The organism is Nitrosococcus watsonii C-113 (assembly GCF_000143085.1).
Lineage (GTDB): Bacteria > Pseudomonadota > Gammaproteobacteria > Nitrosococcales > Nitrosococcaceae > Nitrosococcus > Nitrosococcus watsonii.
Window position 1 is genome coordinate 1,875,271 of sequence record NC_014315.1, and the last position, 20,317, is coordinate 1,895,587.

Consider the following 20,317-nt stretch of genomic DNA (forward strand, 5'->3'; position numbering starts at 1 on the left):
AAATATTTCGATATAGCTTATGAAAGCTTGTCCTGCGGAATTCCAGGTATAGCCTTAGCGTTAATTTAAAGAATATAGCTGCTTATTCAAAGCTTATAAAAATTCATATCCAGGATAATTTTAGAAAAACTGCTACCACAATATAACCAGGATGCTACCTAATAAAAAAGCAGCCCTAAATTTGCATCTCAAATAGTATTTACTGAGAGGCCCAACGCTAAAAATATTTAGTGCTTCTAAAAAGCTTAACTTAAATTGAACTAAAAATTTTTATTTATTAACAAATAAAATATTAAGCGCCGATTATTATAGTTACCATACATTAATATGCTTCGCTTATAGAACTATCCTAATCAATATTAAGGATAAATAACACCGGCAATGTATGTGAGAAAATTACTCTATCTTCAACCTGAGAATTCTTCACAGGTCTATCAAGATGCTTTTGAAACAGCAGGGTGGGAAATTCACATAGCCACAGAGATTTCCCACGCGCAGCAATTATGTGAGGAACATAAGTTTCGAGTGGGATTAATGAACTTAACTCCCGGAACCGAAAAATCCCTAGAACAAAGCATTGATAAATTCATTCCCCCGAGTGGCCATACCGAATGGGTGGCATTGCTCTCGGCGGAGCAGATGCGAGATGAAGCAATTCGCCACTTAATTACTTCTTATTGCTATGATTACCATACCCTCCCCGTAGACTATCCGCGCCTGTTCACTACTATGGGCCATGCTTACGGCATGGCGAGTATGGCATATCAGCAAACCAATCAAAGTATTCAAGAACTTGAAACTAACCAGATGGTTGGAGTAAGCCCCGCTATGCAGCGGGTTTACCGCAGTATCCGGAAAATTGCTAACGTGGACATGCCTGTATTGATCAATGGAAAAAGCGGTACAGGCAAAGAGTTAGCCGCATTAGCCATCCATGAACGATCAATGCGCGCTAACGGTCCCTTTGTCGCTGTCAATTGTGGCGCTCTACCCTCTGAGTTGATCCAATCTGAGCTATTCGGCCACGAAAAAGGCGCTTTTACCAATGCCATCAAGCAAAAATTGGGGCAAATTGAATTAGCGGCTGGCGGCACAATTTTTCTGGATGAAATCGGTGATTTGCCCTTCAATCTCCAGGTTAATTTACTCAGATTTCTGCAAGAAGGAACCTTTAAACGAGTAGGCGGCACACAAGAACTTACTATTGATGCCCGGGTTATAACAGCCACTCATGTAGACTTGGAGAAAGCCGTCAGTGAAGGCCGTTTTCGGGAAGACCTTTATTATCGGCTAAATGTCTTACATTTGCGTATGCCATCTCTAGCCGAACGGGAAAACGATATTGAAGTTTTGGCTAAATACTTTTTTGATAAATTTTCCGATCAAACCACGGCCCGCATCAAAGGATTTAGCCAAGAAGCCTTACGTAGACTCCACCACCATGCTTGGCCCGGAAATGTGCGGGAGCTAATTAACCGTATTCGGCGCGCCATAGTCATGGCTGAGGGCCGCTTGATTACCCCAGTGGATTTAGGGCTAGAACGACGCCTCTCCAGCCGCCGCGTAATCACCCTTGCGGAAGCTCGCGCCCATGCAGAAAAAGAAGCCATTCTCCGCAGTTTACGGCAGGCTAAAGGCAACGTTTCTCAGACAGCCACCCAGCTAGGAGTCTCTCGCCCTACCCTGTACCGCTTAATGGAGAAATACAGCATTTCAACTTGATTCTTTCTCTCTAACTATAGAAAAATTAATAATAGTCCTTCCAAAAAAACCCACGCAATACCCGGGCGGTGGCTTCCACTCTACTTTAGAAAGGGCCTCCAATTTCTCGGGCTGACTACTCTTTTTCTCACCTGAAACAGGCCCCCACCCGTCGAGTAGAGACGGATCATGCTTATATCTTATTCGAAATGATGGGCTCCCTATGAATTCAGAAGCAGCCCATTTTATACCCCTCCGCTTAGACCCGGGTTTATAGCTTAGCTGAAGGTCCTGCCTCGACCCAAGTTCGGGGTAGGAAATAGCTTATGGTCGCTGGATTCTACCACACGCTATATGAATATCCCGTTCATTCCTCGAAAATGAGCTAGAATAATCCATCTTTGCTTTTAAACCACCAAAACAATAATGATGTCTTTTTTCAAACCGGGCAATAATTGCTGGCGACTGGAGCAAGCCACTCGAGCAGCTTTTCTCATCGATGGGGCGGCCTATTTTAAAGCCTTCCGCAGCGCTGTCGAGCAGGCTGAGCATTCCATCCTTATTCTAGGCTGGGATATTAATAGTCGGCTTCGGTTGGTACGGGACGAGCCGTCCGACTCATTACCCGAGACATTAGCTGATCTTCTTAATACCGTCGTCTCTCGCCGGCGGAAGCTACAAGCCCACGTGCTCTGCTGGGATTTTGCTATGATCTATGCCCTGGAGCGAGAATGGCTACCCATTTATCAGCTGGATTGGCGCACCCATCACCGGCTACACTTTGAAATGGATGATCAGCACCCCGTCGGCGCATCTCATCACCAAAAGGTAGTAGTCATCGATGATACCGTGGCCTTTGCCGGTGGCCTAGACTTGAGCAAATGGCGCTGGGATACGCCAGAACATCGTCCAAATGACGAGCGGCGCATCGATTCGGACGGCAATCCTTATCCCCCTTTCCATGATGTCCAGATGGTGGTCGAAGGCCCTGCGGCAGCGGCACTAGGAGATTTGGCGCGAGAACGCTGGTACCGTGCCACTGGCCAACGCCTTTCTCTCCCTCCCCCGACCTCCCCCAACCAAGGTACTACTCCTTGGCCAAGAAAAGTTGTGCCTAATTTAGAAAATATTTCTATTGCGATCGCCCGTACCGAGCCAAAATTTAAAAATTATCCCGAGATACGAGAAGTAGAACGCTTCTATTTGGATGCCATTGCCGCGGCTCAGCGTTTTATTTACATTGAAAATCAATACTTCTCCGCCCATAAAATCAAGAAGGCACTCGCAACGCGCCTTCAAGAACCCCAGGGACCAGAGATTATTCTAATATTGCCCCTAAAAACCGGTGGCTGGCTAGAGCAAAATACCATGGATATCCTCCGGTGGCGGGTGCTAAAAGCCCTTGTTAGCATCGATAAATATGACCGTTTGCGCGTTTATTGCCCTGTTGCCCCAGGGCTTAACAACCAATGCATTATGGTGCATGCTAAGGTATTAATAATAGATGATGAACTGGCGCGGGTTGGTTCTTCCAACCTTAGTAATCGTTCCTTGGGCCTGGATACTGAATGCGATCTCGCTTTGGAAGCTGGTGATAACCCCTCTGTTGCTGCAAGTATCGCTGAATTTCGTAACCGCCTTCTAGGGGAACATCTCAATGTATCGCCACGGCAGGTAGCGCAAGCAATAGTCCAACAAGAATCCTTAATAGCAGCTATTGAGCAGCTACGCGGCCCTGGCCGAACTCTAAACACATTCAAGGCGTACACTCCCCCTGAAGGGCATGACTGGCTGCCAGATGCAAGGTTTATTGATCCCGAATGCTCCATCGATCCAGACCAATTTGCTAGTCAAATCATCCCTCCCGAACAGCGCCAGCCCGCCAGCCGTCAGCTAATTTTCAGTTCCTTAATGCTTATCATTCCTCTAGCGCTTGCTGCTGCCTGGCGGTGGACCCCTCTAGGAGAATGGCTCGACTTGCAAACAGCCATTAGTATCATCAAGGGACTTAAAGAATCGCCAGAAGCGCCCCTGCTAGTGCTTGGAGTTTATCTACTGGCGAGCCTTATCGCTATTCCTCTCACCCTACTCATCGTTGCTACGGTAATAATATTTGGTTCCCTAACCGGATTTACTTACGCGCTCATAAGCGCAACACTGAGCGCTCTCCTAACCTATGGCTTAGGCCGCCTGTTCGGGCGCCGTACAGTAAGGCAGCTTGCGGGTAAACGGCTCAACCGGTTGAGCCGCCGTTTAGCTCAACAAGGTACGCTCACCATGCTTGCCGTTCGGCTTATCCCCATAGCTCCTTTCACGGTGGTTAATATGGTAGCGGGCGCTTCTCATATTCGTTTTCGAGATTTCACCATAGGCACCCTACTTGGTTTAATACCAGGAACCCTGGCAATAGCGATTTTTATTGATCGCGTGGTAACCACGATGCGCAATCCAACGCCTCTTAGCTTTGCTATCTTAGGCGTGGTACTGATGCTCCTTGGACTGAGCGTGTTAGGAATTCGCTGGTGGCTGCGTAAACAAGAGGCAACCAACAACAATAAAACCCTGCATACCTCCTAAATACCCCGCGCCAACATTATGAATACCATCTTTCCTTTATCCTTAAGTTAATGACGTCCAGCTCTGATACTGCTCCGCTCTGGCGCTATCTTCGTCTAAACGATTTCACCCGCCCTAGCCCTACAACGAAGGAAACGGTCCGTAAGGGGGTAACAGGATTTTGGCATAAACTTATAGGAGACTCTAAATCAGCAGAACCTATAAGGGCGCAAGATGAATTAAAGCGTCTATCCGATGAGCTTTACACCCAAATTGCGCCTGAACCTAACTGGACAGAGCGGGTAACAGCCCTCAACGAGGCTTTGGAGAAAGGACTAGCTACAAGGGTTTCACGAGTCCAAATTGTGATAGGGGCTCCCTTTAGCGGCATTACTGAAACCTTGGAACACTGGGCTCAGCATCGGGGAATAAAAATCATTAAACCGCCAAGATCTGAGGCAATTCTAAACCAAGACCAACAGTGGCTACAGTGTCTTGAGGATGAAGGTAGCGCTCGACCTTTGGTCATTCCTCATCTGGAGCGCTGCTATCTGCGCCACCATCATGGTTTAAAATTAATCCGCCAGTTACTGCAATGGCTTTCAACACGGCCAGGTTACTGCGTCCTTGGCTGTTCCAGTTGGGCCTGGGCCTATTTTAGCAAGGCTCTACAAGCAGAAAAGTTTTTTCCCATCCCCTGGACTTTAGAGGCACTCAGCCAAGAACACCTTCAGCAGTGGTTTGGTAATCTGAATACATCCCAACAGGAGGAAACTTTTATTTTTCGCCAACTGGATAATGGCGACTTTGTTATCCCACCTTCAAAGAATAACTCCTTTACAGAAAAAACGCAGCAAAGGTGTACTAGCGTTAGCGTAGACTCCGATGATACCCCGCGCCCCGAAGTTTCTGCTTTTCTAACCGATTTAGCAGCCTATAGCCGCGGTAATCCAGGGGTTGCTTGGGCACTCTGGCGACAAAGCTTACAGGTAGTTCCAGAAACAGAAAACGATAATCAAGATCACGCCCCTGATTTGGATAAGCCGATCCAAGACCATACTATTTGGGTTAAGCCTTGGTCCCAAATTCAGCACCTTACTTCATCGGAGCTAGCAGATCGAAGCACGCTTCAAATCTTACACACGCTATTGCTTCATGGGCCTTTGCCCGCTTCTCTGCTCATAGAGCTGCTTCCCCTTTCCGGTTTTGAAATCAGGCAGGTACTCACCTACCTGGAACATCGCAGCTTTTTGATATCAGCACAAGAACAGTGGCAGCTTACGCCGCTCGGTTACCCGGCAGTACGACAGGCGCTAGAAGATGAAGGCTATCTAGTAGATCCACTATAGGAAAACGCTATGTCCTCAGAAACTATCACCGATATTTTTCAAGATCCTAGCAAAATTGGACTATTACAGGTTTTTCTTATTATCGCTTTTAGCTGGCTGTTGCTCCGTCTAATTGACTGGTTCATCCCATGGCTTGCCGAACGCCTGGCGGGAGGCGCCCGCCTGTACCTTTTGCCTTCCATGCCGATCCTTAAATTCGTCATTCTGGTTATAGCCACTACGCTTATTCTTCCTTTACTGATTGATTTCACCTTAAAAAACCTGATCACTGTCCTAGGCGCGATCGGTCTAGCACTAGGGTTCGCCTTTAAAGATTATGTCAGCAGTATTATTGCAGGGATCGTGGCAATTTATGAGCGTACCTACCGTCCAGGCGATTGGGTCAAGGTTGATCAGGCCTACGGCGAGGTACGCTCAAGCGGTCTGCGAGCGCTAAAAGTTCTTACCCCGGATGACACCATCGTCACCATTCCTCACGCCAAACTATGGGATACCAATATTTATAATGATAATACCGGAGCACGGGATTTACTCTGTGTAGCGGATTTCTATCTGGATCCCCGCCACGAGGCGCGCCTAGTACGGGAGACTCTCTATGATGTAGCTTTAACAAGCATTTTTGTCCAACTTGATCATTCCATTACAGTTATCGTGGCAGAAAAACCCTGGGGGACTCACTACCGACTTAAGGCCTATCCTATGGATGGGCGAGATCAATTTCTTTTTATCAGCGATTTGACGGTACGTGGGAAAGCGGCACTGGTAGCACTTGGAACAAATCCAGCTCAAGGATGGCTTGCCTTTCAAAGCGAGAGCGGCACAGAAGATTTTGAGTAAGTCATATTGACCAATACAGAAATATTTCAGTCCCATTTTCCCTGATTTTCTATTATCTCAGGGCTGGCGCGTGCCTCTTTACCTTGCTAACATTCTCGCCAGAAGCGCAAAGACAAATGGAAAATAGATTACCGGCAAAAATTACTTATAAAGGTTAAGAAGAGAATAAACTAAGATGATCGAAAATAAAACATACCGTTCTATATTTTCCCCTTGCTCAGCTCAAGAGCGAGAAGAAAATTTTAGCAGTTACTGGATATTCAGCCAGCAGCATGCTGGTGAGCTTTTAGAAGAAGATAAAGATCTAGCTAACAAGCGAGAAAAATTAAATTACTTTCAAGGTAATCCAGTCCGTTCGCGAAATCCTCTTCCCAATCCCGAGATCTTCTACCGTAATTACGTGGAGTTTAAAGACAACCCTCAATCCATTGACCGTAAAACTCTGCTTTTGACCACGATTTATAAGTTTGCCCGCCACGAATGGGTTGGCATTTCAGGAGCTTGGGATATAACTCCTAGCATGGCGGAAGCAAAAACATTAACCGATAAAATAAGCCGGGTTCATCTAGCGGAAGAATTCTGCCATGTACGTTTCTTTCATGAAATGTTAAAAACATTTCATTTAGATAGGGTCGAGTGGCTGCCTTTAGGTCCGGTAAAACAGAAAATTTATAAAATTTTTCCCCGGTTACCTGGATTCTTAATGGATACCCCAGCTTTCGTCACAGAACTGATGGGAATGACATTTTACCAACATCTAGACAAGTTATTTGAGGAAGTATTTGCCGATGAACCCGAGACCCGACAACGCCTACAGGAAATTCTCCATGAAATCATGATCGACGAGATGGCCCATGTAGGCCAGCGCAGAAACTTCATTGGTCCCAACGGGGTAAGAGCAGCTAGGCTTATGCTTGCTCCTTTATATCGCGCATTTTTTCGAGATATCCCAGAAGCCAAGTACCTATTTGATATTGAGAAAATGATTCAAGATGGATTAGCTTTTGATTATAACTCTGTATCTCCCAGCCTGTTGGCACGCAGCTGGGTGCCAAGCTATTGCCAAGTGTAAGAGGATTCCAACGACGAACTGCCACCGCTAGAGATGGTTTGAGAAATACAGCGGTGGCTATTTTCTTTCTAGTGCGAGGGTTTCAGTTTTTATTAAAAAAACTACGGCTAGTCCTTCTTACTCTTTTAGCTGCCTGTTTCCTGGGGAGAGGAATGTTGCTGAGCCGCTAAACCCGAGGCACTACCACAGTAATAAGCTTTACCATAAGCGTAGGGGGAGCCATAACTTTTAGGAAGCTTCGTCCATACTACGCGATTGGCGCCTCTTTCATCCGCCTCGTGCAGAGCTTGGTGCTTTGCTTTGTTCTTCCATTTTCCCATCATTCCCATCGCAGGCTCACCCCAGCCGGCAAATCCCCGAACATCCCCTATAAACTCACAGCTGTCCACTGCTGAGCTGGCAACTTGCTGAACATTCTTTGAATCGCCGGAGGCAACCACTATCGAGGACACCATAAAAAGCGCTGCTGCCGCTATACCTAATCCGAATTTTCTAACCTGTTTCATTTTTTCCTCCTTTATCACTGATCCGCTCTTACTGGATCATGCTGCGGCTGAAACAAAATACGTTCCACAGAGAGCCGCCGCACTTCACCGCTAGGGAATTTCCAATCGATCGATTCACCCACCGAAAGGCCGAGAAGAGCCGAACCAACCGGGGCCAAAACCGAAATTTTCCCTGCCCTCATATTCGCTTCCTCGGGGTATACTAATTCCACCTCCCTACGCTCCCCAGTATTCTCGTCTAGATAGATGAGACGTGAGTGCATCGTAACCACCCTGTCGGGAACCCGTTCCCGAGGGATAACAGTAGCGCGATCAAGTTCCTCGGCTAGCAGCGTCTGCTCCCCTAGCGCGCGGAGTCGGCCATAGTCAAGATCTGTTATAATTAGATCGCTGGTTTTTAGCATTACATCTACCTTTTACGGAATCTGGATAGTTCTATTCATTGAACTCTATAAAGTAATATTAGTGGCCTAAAGCTTAAAAAATAAGTACTAGAAAACGAATAGCATTGTTTCTATATTGGAGACAATCAATATATGCAAGATCTTAACTTAATGGCAATTTTTGCCCGTGTCGTAGAAGCAGGCAGTTTCTCGGAAGCTGCCCGGCGCATGGAAACCTCCCGCTCTGCCGTAAGCAAGGCAGTCGCCAAGTTAGAAAAAGATCTTGGCGCACGGCTACTCAATCGCAGTACCCGACACTTAAGCCTAACCGAATCTGGAGCGGCATTAGTCGAATATGCCGCCCGCATCCTGGAGGAAGCCGAGCAAGCTGAACAGGTAGTCAGTAGCCTCCATACCGAACCGCGTGGAATACTTAGGGTAAGCGCATCGGTCGCTTTTGGTACACTCCACATTGCCCCAGCGCTTGCCGATTTCGTTGCTCAATATCCTGATATTAAAATCGACATGGCGATTACTGATCGGCCGGTAGATTTGGCCGAGGAAGGGTATGACATGATTATTCGTGTAACAGGCGAGCCAGATCTTAATCTCGTAGCCCGTAAACTCGCGCCCGTGCATCGCAAACTATGTGCCACGCCCGAGTATTTTCAACAGCACGGAATACCCCAAATACCAGAGGACTTAGTCAATCATGATTGCCTCGATTACACCCTCTCTGGTGAGCAGGGTTACTGGCACTTTACTGGACCAGAAGGAGAGATAGCAGTGCCGGTATCAGGACCATTGCGCATCAATGACGATGATGCGCTTGCCCAAGCGGTCCGTGGCGGCTTAGGCATTGCGCTGCTGCCTACTTTTACTGTTGGTAAAGATTTACAGAAGGGGCGGCTCCAAGCGGTGCTTTCCAAGTACTTACCGGTAAAACGCTATGTCTATGCCCTCTATCTTCCTACTCGACATTTAGCAGCAAAAATCCGAGTCTTTATCGATTTTCTTTTAGCCCGCTTTGGACCTGAGCCTGACTGGGACCGCTCTATTAACGTGAGTTCTAGATAAAAAACAGCGATCCTCCGGAGTTAAAGGCTAAAAAAGGAGTGCTTGAAGATCAGAAATTTAATACTTATCTGCAAAAATCTCTAGCAAAATGGCATAAACCGTTAGGAGTTGGAAAACTTTAACCCTTAGCGGATTCTAAGATTTCTATAAATAATTTAAAAAATAATCTTGGCAAAATTTCTGAATAAAAAAGAGGCAGTTTAGCACCGCCCAACCCCCCGTGAATCCACAAATAGCATGGGCATTAGAAATAGAAAAAAGCAAACATTGAGCAGAATGAGAGGAGAGAAAAATTATCCTCAATTTTCTTTGGAGTACTTCTTAAAGGTCTATTAATAAGCATACTATTTTCTATAGAGGATTTCTTATGGAAACATCGCTTGGAGTACAACAGTATTCAGATAATACTTTCTGGAAAAAAATAAATGTATACGCAAAATCAGCAGGCATAGATATTATAGAAATAGCCTTAAAACTTTATTACGCCTTACAAGATGATGACACTCCGAAGTGGGCAAAAACAGTTATTTATGGAGCCTTAATTTACTTTATTTCTCCAGCCGATGCCCTACCCGATTTGCTGCCAGGGGGCTATGTGGATGATTGGGGTACTCTCTTATCGGCAGCCGCCGCAATATCCATACACATGAAAGCAGAACATTCAGAAAAAGCTAATACTAAAATCAAACAGTGGTTTAGAAAATAAATTTATTTTAAATATAAACAGGATAGATTATGGTCCACAAGGGCGGGAAAACCATAAAAGTATACTACAACAGCGCCTGTCCACTATGTAACGCAGGCATAGAAAACCAAAAATCTAAAATTCCTGACTGCCACATAGACTGGAACGACGTTCATACTCAATCAGGCGTACATAATGAGGTATCGCCTAACCTTGAATTAGTCCGCAAAAAGCTTCATGTAATGGATGAGAAAGGAAACATAAAAGTGGGTATTGAGGCATTCGAGACTATTTGGAGACACTCATCCAATGAGCATTGGAAAGCGAAAATAGTCTCCCTTCCCATAGTAAAACAGATTTCTATTTTTTTGTACGATATGTTTGCAGAAATATTATATCGGTGGAATCGCTGGAAACAGCATTGGTAAAATTACTATTTTTATGAAACAGCTTCTAACATCTAGATTGACCCTCTAAAACCAAGGCTGGAAGATAGAGAAAAGCAATTATTCAACAAATTGTTCTAAGATGGCGAGCGAAAAGGTATTAAGCATGGCATGGGCAAAGATTGCCGGCCACAGGGTTCCCCAACGCACGGTTAAAATAGCTAATACGATGCCAAAAAGCGTAGTTTGCGCCACGCCTATCCACCCTTGATATAAATGGCCTAATCCGAACAGGAAAGAGGATAGCAATACGGGTCCCCATAATCCTCCCAGCGCAAGTCGACATCGGGCTAAGAGAAAACCACGCGCCATTATTTCCTCATACACTCCTACAAAAAACATCAAAGCAGCGATTCCAGTAAAAGGTATTTCACTACTCAATTGGGTTCCGATAATTTTAAGCTCATCCATATGCTGCTTGAGGGATGGGGTATTGGTAAGAAATACCAACGTCGTTAACACCATGTTAGCGCCCATACAGCTTACGAATGCGATCAGCGCTCGCTTCAGATCTTTTAAAGTAAGCGCTTTTAATCCAAGATGCCGCCAACTTTGCCCACGTACAGCGAGAAGGAACCGCAGGCCGAGGAGAATAACTATTCCCTGCAACGCTAACAGCAAAAAAAATTGATGCCGGCCTGTGAAAGCACTTATTAACCCAACGGCTACCCCGCTCACCCCCACTAAAATAAGGGCAAAAATAATATCAACCCAGGCTTGGCGTCTATTCATGGGGGTATGTTAGACAAACTTATTTCTATTATAAAAGCGATTTCTGTAGTAACTCCGCCGGATGGTAGGCAAGTACCTTGGTTCCTTCTTTGATTTGGGCCCGGCAACTTGTGCCCGGCGCGCAAATTAAGGTGCCCGCTGATGCTTGGCGAACCGACGGGAATAATACGAGCTCTCCGATACGTAATGATACTTCATAATGTTCTTGTTCATAACCAAAAGCTCCTGCCATCCCGCAACAACCCGATGGAATAGATTCTACGGTGGTCCCTTCCATCAAAGCTAATGCATCCAGAAGCGGTTGCATCCCGGACAGAGCCTTTCCATGACAATGGCCATGGACTAAAATACGGCGGGGCTGGCTATCAAAAAATGACGGATTAAGCTGCCCAGCGGCAGCTTCTTGGGCAATAAATTCCTCGAATAACTGGGCTTTGCCCGCCACCACTTCTGCCTTGCGGCGACTCTCGCCCCTCGGCAGTAGCGCCAAGGCTTCATCCCGGAAGGTTAATAGTTCCGACGGTTCCAACCCAATCAGTGGCTTGCCCTCAGCGGCATGAGGATAAAGGCGGACCACAGCCTCCTCAAGCAAATTTCGAGCTAAACGCAGTTGACCCTGGCTAATCTGTATCCTGCCTGCTGACAACCAAGGGGTCACGATGATCTTATAACCTAACTGTTCCAGACAGCTAACAGCCGCCATCCCAATCTGAGGATCGAAGAACTCGGTCCAAAGATCGTTAATAAGCACTACTTCACCCCGAGGGCCCGTATGAATATGAGGAAGCCGGGTTCGGAGTTGAGAGCTAAAAGTACGGCGTGCTAAGAGGGGAAGCTGGCGTTGGGGATGAAATTTTAATACCCGCTGAAGCAACTTTGAAGCCAATATCCAATTGGCCACAGCGGGTAACCAAGAGCCTAAACGAGCTAAGTGTTGGAACTGACTCAAAATCCGCCCGCGCCAGGGAACTCCATGGCGATCCTGGTATTGTTGCAGAAATTCCGCCTTCATAAGCGCCATGTCGACTCCCGCCGGGCATTCTGTCTTACAGCCCTTGCAGGCTAGGCATAGATCCAGGGCCTCTTTAAGCAAGGGGCTATTTTCGCCCGTCAGCCCTCCAGACAATGCTAACACTTGGCGAAAAACATTAGCCCGGCCTCGGGTACCATGCAGCTCCTCACCGGCAGCCATATAGGAGGGACACATGGTTCCCTGGCCAGCTTGTTTGAGACAAACTCCCGCCCCATTGCAGCGAGCGGCAGCTCCCTGTAAACCTTGATCCTTACGCCAATCGAAGAAGGTTAAGGAGGATTCTATAGGCGCTTCCTTCTGGGTACGAAGCGATTCCAGCAAGGGAGGAGGCGCTAGAATTTTCCCAGGATTAAAGCAAGAACGAGGATCAGCCGCCTGCTTAATACGACTTAATAGAGCAACGATTTCCGGACCTAATACCGCTTCCAGAAAGGGAGCCCGCAGCCGTCCATCACCATGCTTTGCGGAAAAGGCTCCGCCAAATTCCTTCACCAATTCTGCCATCTCAACCATAATGGCGCAAAATCGCTCTCGCTCTTCCGCCAAAGTCAGATCCAGCGCGGGCCGCAAGTGGAGCAATCCCCGTCCAGCAGATCCATATATCACGCAATGAACCCCATAGCGGGCCATTAAAGTTTGCACTCGGGCCACATAGGCGGGAAGATCCCTCACGGCAACGGCGGTATCCTCAATGCCAGTAACGGCCTTGTGCCTGCCGGGCATCCCCATGAGCAGTCCGAGGCCAGCGCGGCGCACTGCCCAGGCCTGTTCGGGAAATGCCAAAACAGGGGCCGCATAACACCCATGGCTTGTGCGTAAATCCGCCACTAAAGCCTCTCCCCGCCCTTGGAGTGGGTCCCCCTTCTCTTCTAGTTCAATGAGCAAAATTGCTACCGGATCGTCTATTATCCAGGAACAATTTTTTACCTGCTCCGGATTATTTTGGGCTAAGCCGATTATCGTTTTATCTAGCAACTCTACCGCGACTGGTTGATGCGCTAATATCCCAGCCACCGCCCGTAAAGCCTCATCCAGACTGTTAAAGTGAGCCGTTACAAGTATCCGCTCCCCAGGCAAGGGAACCAGCTTCAAAGTCGCTTCGGTCACTAGGGCCAGCGTCCCCTCGCTGCCACATAAAAAAGGCGCTAAATTGAAGAGACGCCCCTGCGACACCCAAGGTTGGCCCTGGGCTAACAAATCCAGGGGATAGCCTTGGTTACAAGGAATCCCTCGGCTGCTGGGATAGCGTTCCAAAATAATCTTCCGCTGCTCCGCCACCGCTTCCACCACGGCCCGATAGAGATTTCCTTCCAGAGAATCCTGCGTCAATTTAATATCCAATTCGCCAGGGTTAAGCGGCCCAAAGCGCACAATACTGCCATCGCTTAGCACCGCCTTAACCTCTAGCACATGGTCCCGGGTCGTACCATAGTGGAGACCATGTAGGCCCCACGCATTATTGCCCATCATCCCGCCTATCTGGCAACGGCTGCCGGTAGAAGGGTCCGGCGCAAACATTAGGCCCGAGGGCCGAAGCTGTTGGTTCAAGACATCTAAAACTACTCCTGGCTGCACTCGCGCCCAGCGACGGGGTGCATCAATTTCCAGTACTTTTGTCCAATGCTGGGAAACATCGACCACCAATCCCTCCCCCACGCATTGACCCGCCAAGCTGGTGCCCGCAGCGCGGGGAATCAAGGCAATCCGGTGACTGTTAGCAAATCGTATCAGCGTTACACAATCCTCAACGCTGCGAGGCCGCACTACCCCCAAAGGAAGCTGCTGATAGGGAGAAGCATCGGTGGCATAAAGCATCCGACTCAAACGATCAGTCAGTACTTCTCCCTGGATCGCCCGGGAGAGCTCTTGAAGGAGGTAATCAAAGGTTGCTGGAGGCATGCTTCTCAATACGCACAAAACCGTTCATTACTATAAGCATTTACGAATTAGTTTGGTTGTGCCTTAAAAAACTGGGCGTCTCTTGAAAATTATTATGGCTTATTTGCTTCAAAGTCGCGATGAATCACCTAAACTATAAGAGGGATGGTTTCAAGTTCGGCATAATTCCAGTCTGCAATTTTATTTATCCAGAAGCATAGTAGTTTATCTGAGGTATTTCCCTGCTAACCCAAGCAGCTAGCAATTCCCGCTATCAAACCTATCAAAAAGAAAACTCGATACCACCAAAGCCAGAGATACCTGGTGTGCCGAATCCAAACACTTCCTGATATTGTTTATCCAGCAGGTTATTCGCTCGGGCAAATAATTGGAAATAGTTAGTGACCTCATAGGAAATAGCAGCGTTAACTACTGTATAACTAGGCAGAGGGATACCCCCTACATCTTGCCGATGCCCCACATAAACCACCTGAAGATGGAGGTTACCCTTACTCAAAAAGCGGTAATTAGCGTTAAAGCCTGCTTTGCGTTCCGGACGCCGTACCAAAGGCTGACCGGTTTTCTCATCTTGAGTATGCATCTGAGTATAGTTCCCACGCAAAGTCAATTCTTCCAGGGGCGTTAAATTCATAAAAATCTCCCAGCCCCTAATTTTGGCTGCATCAATATTAATAAGCTGGAAGTTATCAGCAGCCACCTGGCTAAACTGGATTAAATCAGTCAGTTCATTGTCGAAATAGGTCACCCCTACTGCCCCCTCATCGTTCCAAAAGGATTGTTCTACTCCGATGTCCCAGGAACGGCTCATTTCAGGGCTTAAATCTGGATTGTTGTATTCAAGCTGGGGAGTATTGCGGTCATCCTGAGTGGTATTGAAGCGCTCATCAAATAACTGGGTTAAAGTAGGGGCTTTAAAACCAGTACCGTAGCTCCCCCTGAGCGTGAGGCCCAATCCATCAAATACGAGGGCGGCGGTTGTCCGGCCGGTAATTTTAGAACCAAAAATGCTATGATCATCTAACCGTATCCCCCCAGTGAGAAACAGCTTATCCCAAAAACTCAATTGATCTTGCAAGTAGTATCCCTTGGTGTCAACGCTCTTCCGGGGCAAGTTTGAACCCGGCGATTGGGCCTCCATGCTGGCCTCTTCCCAGGCGAATCCAAAGGTCAGAGTATGTTCCTTAGAAAAACGCAGGTTATGTTGCCAATCCACTTTGATTTTCTCCCCCTTAAAAGAACCTGGGAAAGGAAAAGGGTTCTGAGGGTCTGGCCGATTTTGATTTTCCCTATCATGGTGGGTAAAAGAAACCCCAAGTATTTGTTCCCATAGATTATCAAACAAAGTGAGATGTCCTTGACCCCGGAGAAACAACTGTTGGCTATCCAGAGTCGAATTAGGATCATCTATGGGTACAAAACGGCCCCTATTATCAACCGTCGATCCATCAATGTCAGTATGGTTACCGTTATAGCGCAAGGTAGTATCAAGGGAAAAATTGGGCGTAGGCGTTAGCCCGAATCGCCCCGTGAGGGTTGTATTCCGATCACCATCTTTTTCCGGGTTGCCCCGGCGAGAATCAGCTGCCGAGATGCCAGCGCTTTCAAGGCGAGTCCCGGTCAGGCTGTAATTAACAAGGTCATTCCCGCCATGTACTCCCCCTGTCGCCTTGAAGGTACTAAAAGAACCACCTTCGACGCGAGCGGTAACGCGAGGCTTGCCCCTTCCCTTCTTAGTAATGATATTGATAACGCCGCCAATGGCATCGGAACCATAAAGGGTGCTTTGCGGCCCTCGCAGAATCTCAATGCGCTCGATATTATCCGTTAGCAAATTGGCGAAATCGAAAGAACCACTGGGGTTGCTGGGATCATTGGCTTCTACCCCATCAATGAGCACCAGGGTATGGTTGGCGTTTGCCCCCCGCAGGAATACCGAGGTCTGCTGGCCTAAACCGCCACTTTGAACAACGTCGACTCCTGGTAGGCCTCGCAATACCTCGGATACTGGCATTCTTTGCCGCTGGGCAAGATCTTCGGCGGTAATGACACTTATATCACTCCCTACATCTTGCGCTGGCGTTGGAGTCCGTGTTGCCGTCACCACCATCGGCGCTAGGGTTTTTGGGGCCTGCTGCTCACCGGCATAAACAACGGACCCTAGCCCTATCAGGCCACCTAATCCAAGCGTTGAAAATATTTTCAACAATCTCCTCCTCTGGGACCGCGCGCACCCGCACGGCAGTCATTTGCAAATACGCTGCAGAGGAAGACAATAAGGCTCCGTCACCCATCATAGGGTCTAGAAAAAGGATAATCTCGGTATTGTCGCCCTCCGCAACACCACGGGACACTCTAGGCCGGTCTCCGGGCTTGCAAGTAAGCGGCGATTAAAATACCCGCTGGGCTGATAGCCTTCCCACGGAAATCCGCAGTGGCTTAATAACCAACCTTTCCTTGCCTACCGTTGCGGGGGCAGCGTCGGCTTTCGACCGACTTCCCGTTTAACCCCTCTAATTAGGATCGGGGCACCTATAATGAGGAAGGTAATCTAGGGAAATGAGTTAGCACTGTCAATATTTCCCCTCCTCCACAAAGGATGGGGGGAGCGCGAGAATCATAAAAGAAGGGTTGCATGAACCAAAATAGCTCCAGGACGGGGCTTTGTGTGGATAGAATAATCCAGTCACTGCTACCTAGCGGTTTGAATTGTCCTGAGCTCCTCCATTAAACTTTTGCTAGTCAAAGCTGAGCCCCAAAAATACTCGATAATCTTCATTAAAATCAACTTGATTCAAGTCAATTTGATAACGCCCTTCAAGAAATAGATGTATTGCGGGAAGTAGGGGTTTTTGATGAGCAAACCGCCAATTCAAATTACCACTTGTCGTATAAGTGCGCTTTGATTGCTTATTATCCCAATTCTGCTTGGCAGCTATCTGGAATTGCCCTTTAAGAAGCTCCGGAACAAATACAGTATGACTCTTGATTCCGACCAGCAACTCATCAAGATTAGCGCCTCGGTATTGATAGCGAAGCATTGGATCTAAGCTCAAGTTGCCGTTACTAAATAGCTTAAGTCCGGCTTCCGCGGCAGAGGTGGCAAAATATTGGGCCTCTGTCGGCATGGTTTCGATTTTATTCCAATTCAAGCTATGGCTTAAGTTCCAATGCCAATTCTGGTAGGAAAAATCGGCTTTAAATTCCGCTTTGGAAAGCTGCCGTCTTTGTTGCTCAATCTTATTTCTGGAAAGCGCCATATTAAGATTAGGAGAACCCAACCACAACGGCAGCTTAAAGCGTTGAAACCGGTACGATCCCTGCAATTGAGTTGTGTAAGTTCGCTGTGGCGATAAAAATCTTTCTCCGTTACCCGCTTCCTGGATTATGGAATTATCCCATGCCAGTCCCCGCCAATCCAGATGGGTAAAGCCTTCCCATCTGGATATTCCCTGCTCTGAAGTTGCTTCAACAGGGCTTTGAAAGAAAAGGCCTACCCGTTTATGTTTTACTCCCATGACCCCGTTTAATGGCGATTCAAAAAAGGAGGCGGCTTGGAGGGGTTGGTAGCTCAATTGTAATTTGTAAGCATTATCGTTTTGAGCCGAGGTAGCTATGAAAGGATCATAATTATAGTGAGTCCAAGCATACTCGCCATGTAAATCAATCTGCTCCGAAAGTAGCTTGGCATCGGTCTTTAGACTCCAAGCATAATCATAATTTAACCCAAATTCCGATAGGGGAGTTAGACCGCGCTGACCTTTTAGATAAACGCTCGAGAATGTGATTGGCGTGGAGGCTAGATCTGAGATTTCTCCTGAAAACACTGCCCCTTGCAGGGATGGGTAGGAAAGGTAGCTTCCCAAAGATTGGCCAAAATCAGGCGTTGTATGGGTTTCGAAACGCGTCAACGTAGCACTGTCATTGCCTAGGGCAAAGTGTTGCTGAATAGCAGGTTGCTTAGTTTGGCGTAGTATTAAGGCATTGGGTTTAAGTAGCTTCGTTTTGGGCAAAATGTCGCGGCGCCTGTCCTCTTCTTTAAGTAAGAACTGCCAGAATTTACCCGATTTCCCCTCTTTTTCCTCTCTAGGGCTTAGGAGGGGGAACTGCTCTACCGTTTTATCGACAAGCTCCGGCCCCACCAGGCTATCTAGTTTTCCGCCTATAGGCGGGCCAACCTGAGCAATTGTCAGCAATGGAGAAATGGTTAGCGCAAATAAATATACTAAGCTGGCATAAGATCTATTTCCCTTCATGAATTATATATTCTGAACTTCGTGGATTTTCTTTACCTTTTCAATTCAGAATTTTTTACTAATTCCCTCTCTACCCTTATCATGGAGGGTGTATGTGATAGAAATGGAGGGAAAGAGAGTGAAGCCAGCTATTGTGATTATTGGTATCGGCGAGATAGGCGGGGTATTTGCACGTGGATTTCTGCGCGCAGGGCACCCTGTCTACCCGGTTTCCCGGGATCTGCTGATGGAGGAAGTCGCTCAGGAAGTACCGGATCCTGCGCTCATTTTAGTCGCCGTCGCGGAAGCAGACTTGCACCCGGTCCTGCAGCAAATCCCTACCTCCTGGCAAAATCATCTAGCGCTCCTGCAAAATGAGTTATTACCCAGAGACTGGCAGCCCTATCATTTTTCTAATTTGACTGTTACTTCGATTTGGTTCGAAAAAAAGCAGGGACAAGACGTTAAGATCTTACTCCCCTCTCCCGCCTATGGTCCTGGCGCGCACTTGCTGTCCTCGTCCCTGCAAACATTAGACATTCCGACTCATATCCTGACCACAGAAACGGAACTGCTGTTCGAATTGGCGCGCAAAAACCTCTATATCTTGACCACCAATATCGCGGGACTTATCATCGGAGGCGACGTGGCCACTCTCTGGGGGCAGCACCAAGAACTCGCTAAGCGAGTGGCCAAGGATGTCCTGGACCTCCAGGAATGGCTAGCGAAAACCCCTCTTCCCAGAGAACGGCTTATGGAAGGACTGGTGGCTGCTATCGAGGCGGACCCCCACCATAAATGCACTGGCCGATCAGCCCCTGCCCGCCTTGAACGAGCCTTGCATCTGGCAGAAGAAGCAGGCTTAGAAGTGGCTGCTTTGCATGAAATCGCTTCCCGTTAAATAGGTAAGTTTGCCCCATGGAACAGCAATTGTAAGCGCTCTCGCGGCCCCTCTCCGCCTACTTGAATCCGGCTGATGCCGGCATTAGGGACATGGATTCGAAAAACGGTTTCCAAAGGCATCTCCAATACCTGGCGTATCAACATCCGCATCGTTCCAGCATGGGCAACTACCAGTACATGCTCGCCACCATGGCGATTAAGTAATTCCTCCCAAGCAGCAATAACTCGATCACGGAAATCCAGGAAAGATTCTGCGCCCGGTGGTGTATGGCGAACAGGATCTTCATAAAAGCGGCGGAAAGCCTCCGGTTCACGCTCTCTGACTTCGGCAGCCGTAGAACCTTCCCAAGCCCCAAAGCTAATTTCTTGCAAACGCTCATCTAGCTGTAAAGGCCGCCCATGGCGCTGACTAAGCTCATAGGCAAATTCCGCGCACCGTTTGAGGGGAGAGCTTATAATCCGATCCCAGGGGCAACCTTCGCCAACGGCCGCTCGCATCTGTGACCAACCTTTTTCACTCAGGGGATCATCCCTATGGCCTCGGTAGCGGTGCCCTCCCACAGGCTCGCCATGGCGGATGAGATCAATAAGCGTTGACATGGAAGCTAATTTAACTTTTTTCCTGATGGGTTCTCATTACTCCACTTGGGCCATAAGTGCGTAATACTTGTCCTTCAATTCCTCTCGGGTTTCCTTGCGATTTGCATCTGGAATGATACATTCCACAGGACAGACCTCGACACACTGAGGAGTTTCAAAATGCCCTACACACTCCGTGCAAAGCTTCGGTTCAATAACATAAATCTCTTCTCCCTGAGAGATAGCGCCATTGGGACACTCAGGTTCGCAGACATCACAATTGATGCACTCATCGGTAATCAATAAAGCCATCTTTAATTCCTGACT

Annotated in this window: 17 protein-coding genes and 1 riboswitch; of the genes, 9 read left to right on the forward strand and 8 right to left on the reverse strand. The window is 47.7% G+C overall.

The annotated features are described in order from the left end of the window. Positions 1-381 precede the first annotated feature (381 nt). The 5 genes from NWAT_RS08400 (at position 382) to NWAT_RS08420 (ending at position 7,515) form a co-directional block, all read left to right on the forward strand. Positions 382-1,722, forward strand: coding sequence for a sigma-54 dependent transcriptional regulator (locus NWAT_RS08400; RefSeq protein ID WP_013220674.1), 1,341 nt, complete (start codon positions 382-384; stop codon positions 1,720-1,722). Positions 1,723-2,127: 405 nt separating this feature from the next. After that, positions 2,128-4,278: a VTT domain-containing protein gene (locus tag NWAT_RS08405; RefSeq protein WP_013220675.1), complete on the forward strand. Its 2,151-nt coding sequence runs from the start codon at positions 2,128-2,130 to the stop codon at positions 4,276-4,278. A 50-nt stretch (positions 4,279-4,328) separates the two neighbouring features. Further along, positions 4,329-5,606, forward strand: coding sequence for a hypothetical protein (locus NWAT_RS08410; protein WP_013220676.1), 1,278 nt, complete (start codon positions 4,329-4,331; stop codon positions 5,604-5,606). A 9-nt stretch (positions 5,607-5,615) separates the two neighbouring features. After that, positions 5,616-6,443, forward strand: coding sequence for a mechanosensitive ion channel family protein (locus NWAT_RS08415; protein WP_013220677.1), 828 nt, complete (start codon positions 5,616-5,618; stop codon positions 6,441-6,443). A gap of 175 nt (positions 6,444-6,618) precedes the next feature. Then, positions 6,619-7,515 (forward strand): hypothetical protein, encoded by an 897-nt coding sequence (locus NWAT_RS08420; RefSeq protein ID WP_013220678.1) that lies wholly within the window; start codon positions 6,619-6,621, stop codon positions 7,513-7,515. A gap of 125 nt (positions 7,516-7,640) precedes the next feature. Here the strand turns inward: NWAT_RS08420 and NWAT_RS08425 are convergent, their stop codons facing one another. Both NWAT_RS08425 and rnk read right to left on the reverse strand, forming a co-directional pair. Continuing rightward, positions 7,641-8,021 (reverse strand): hypothetical protein, encoded by a 381-nt coding sequence (locus NWAT_RS08425; protein WP_013220679.1) that lies wholly within the window; start codon positions 8,019-8,021, stop codon positions 7,641-7,643. A gap of 14 nt (positions 8,022-8,035) precedes the next feature. Next, the gene (gene rnk, locus NWAT_RS08430) at positions 8,036-8,425 is read right to left on the reverse strand and encodes a nucleoside diphosphate kinase regulator (RefSeq protein ID WP_013220680.1); all 390 of its coding nucleotides are present in this window, start codon (positions 8,423-8,425) and stop codon (positions 8,036-8,038) included. A gap of 132 nt (positions 8,426-8,557) precedes the next feature. On the opposite strand from rnk, the gene NWAT_RS08435 reads away from it, so the two are divergent. From NWAT_RS08435 to NWAT_RS08445, 3 genes are all read left to right on the forward strand, one after another. After that, entirely contained in the window at positions 8,558-9,481 is a 924-nt protein-coding gene (locus tag NWAT_RS08435) for a LysR family transcriptional regulator (RefSeq protein ID WP_013220681.1), read from the forward strand. A gap of 367 nt (positions 9,482-9,848) precedes the next feature. Further along, a complete protein-coding gene (locus tag NWAT_RS08440; RefSeq protein ID WP_013220682.1) occupies positions 9,849-10,187 on the forward strand; it encodes a YkvA family protein in 339 nt (112 codons plus the stop codon). A 29-nt stretch (positions 10,188-10,216) separates the two neighbouring features. Beyond that, positions 10,217-10,594: a thiol-disulfide oxidoreductase DCC family protein gene (locus tag NWAT_RS08445; protein ID WP_013220683.1), complete on the forward strand. Its 378-nt coding sequence runs from the start codon at positions 10,217-10,219 to the stop codon at positions 10,592-10,594. 78 nt (positions 10,595-10,672) lie between these two features. Here the strand turns inward: NWAT_RS08445 and NWAT_RS08450 are convergent, their stop codons facing one another. From NWAT_RS08450 to NWAT_RS08465, 4 genes are all read right to left on the reverse strand, one after another. Further along, on the reverse strand, positions 10,673-11,344 hold the full coding sequence (locus NWAT_RS08450; protein WP_013220684.1) for a CPBP family intramembrane glutamic endopeptidase: 672 nt from the start codon (positions 11,342-11,344) through the stop codon (positions 10,673-10,675). A 28-nt stretch (positions 11,345-11,372) separates the two neighbouring features. Continuing rightward, entirely contained in the window at positions 11,373-14,276 is a 2,904-nt protein-coding gene (locus NWAT_RS08455; protein WP_013220685.1) for an FAD-binding and (Fe-S)-binding domain-containing protein, read from the reverse strand. Between the two features lie 262 nt (positions 14,277-14,538). Beyond that, a complete protein-coding gene (locus tag NWAT_RS08460; RefSeq protein ID WP_013220686.1) occupies positions 14,539-16,479 on the reverse strand; it encodes a TonB-dependent receptor plug domain-containing protein in 1,941 nt (646 codons plus the stop codon). Positions 16,480-16,614: 135 nt separating this feature from the next. Continuing rightward, positions 16,615-16,824, reverse strand: a riboswitch (cobalamin riboswitch). Between the two features lie 187 nt (positions 16,825-17,011). After that, on the reverse strand, positions 17,012-18,529 hold the full coding sequence (locus NWAT_RS08465) for a hypothetical protein (RefSeq protein WP_013220687.1): 1,518 nt from the start codon (positions 18,527-18,529) through the stop codon (positions 17,012-17,014). Positions 18,530-18,647: 118 nt separating this feature from the next. On the opposite strand from NWAT_RS08465, the gene NWAT_RS08470 reads away from it, so the two are divergent. Next, a complete protein-coding gene (locus NWAT_RS08470) occupies positions 18,648-19,409 on the forward strand; it encodes a hypothetical protein (protein WP_041350949.1) in 762 nt (253 codons plus the stop codon). Here NWAT_RS08470 and cobC read toward each other — a convergent pair. Together cobC and NWAT_RS08480 are read right to left on the reverse strand one after the other, a co-directional pair. After that, entirely contained in the window at positions 19,406-20,011 is a 606-nt protein-coding gene (cobC, locus tag NWAT_RS08475; protein ID WP_013220689.1) for an alpha-ribazole phosphatase, read from the reverse strand. The genes NWAT_RS08470 and cobC overlap by 4 nt on opposite strands. Positions 20,012-20,047: 36 nt before the next feature. Next, on the reverse strand, positions 20,048-20,302 hold the full coding sequence (locus NWAT_RS08480; RefSeq protein WP_013220690.1) for a YfhL family 4Fe-4S dicluster ferredoxin: 255 nt from the start codon (positions 20,300-20,302) through the stop codon (positions 20,048-20,050). Positions 20,303-20,317: the final 15 nt, after the last annotated feature.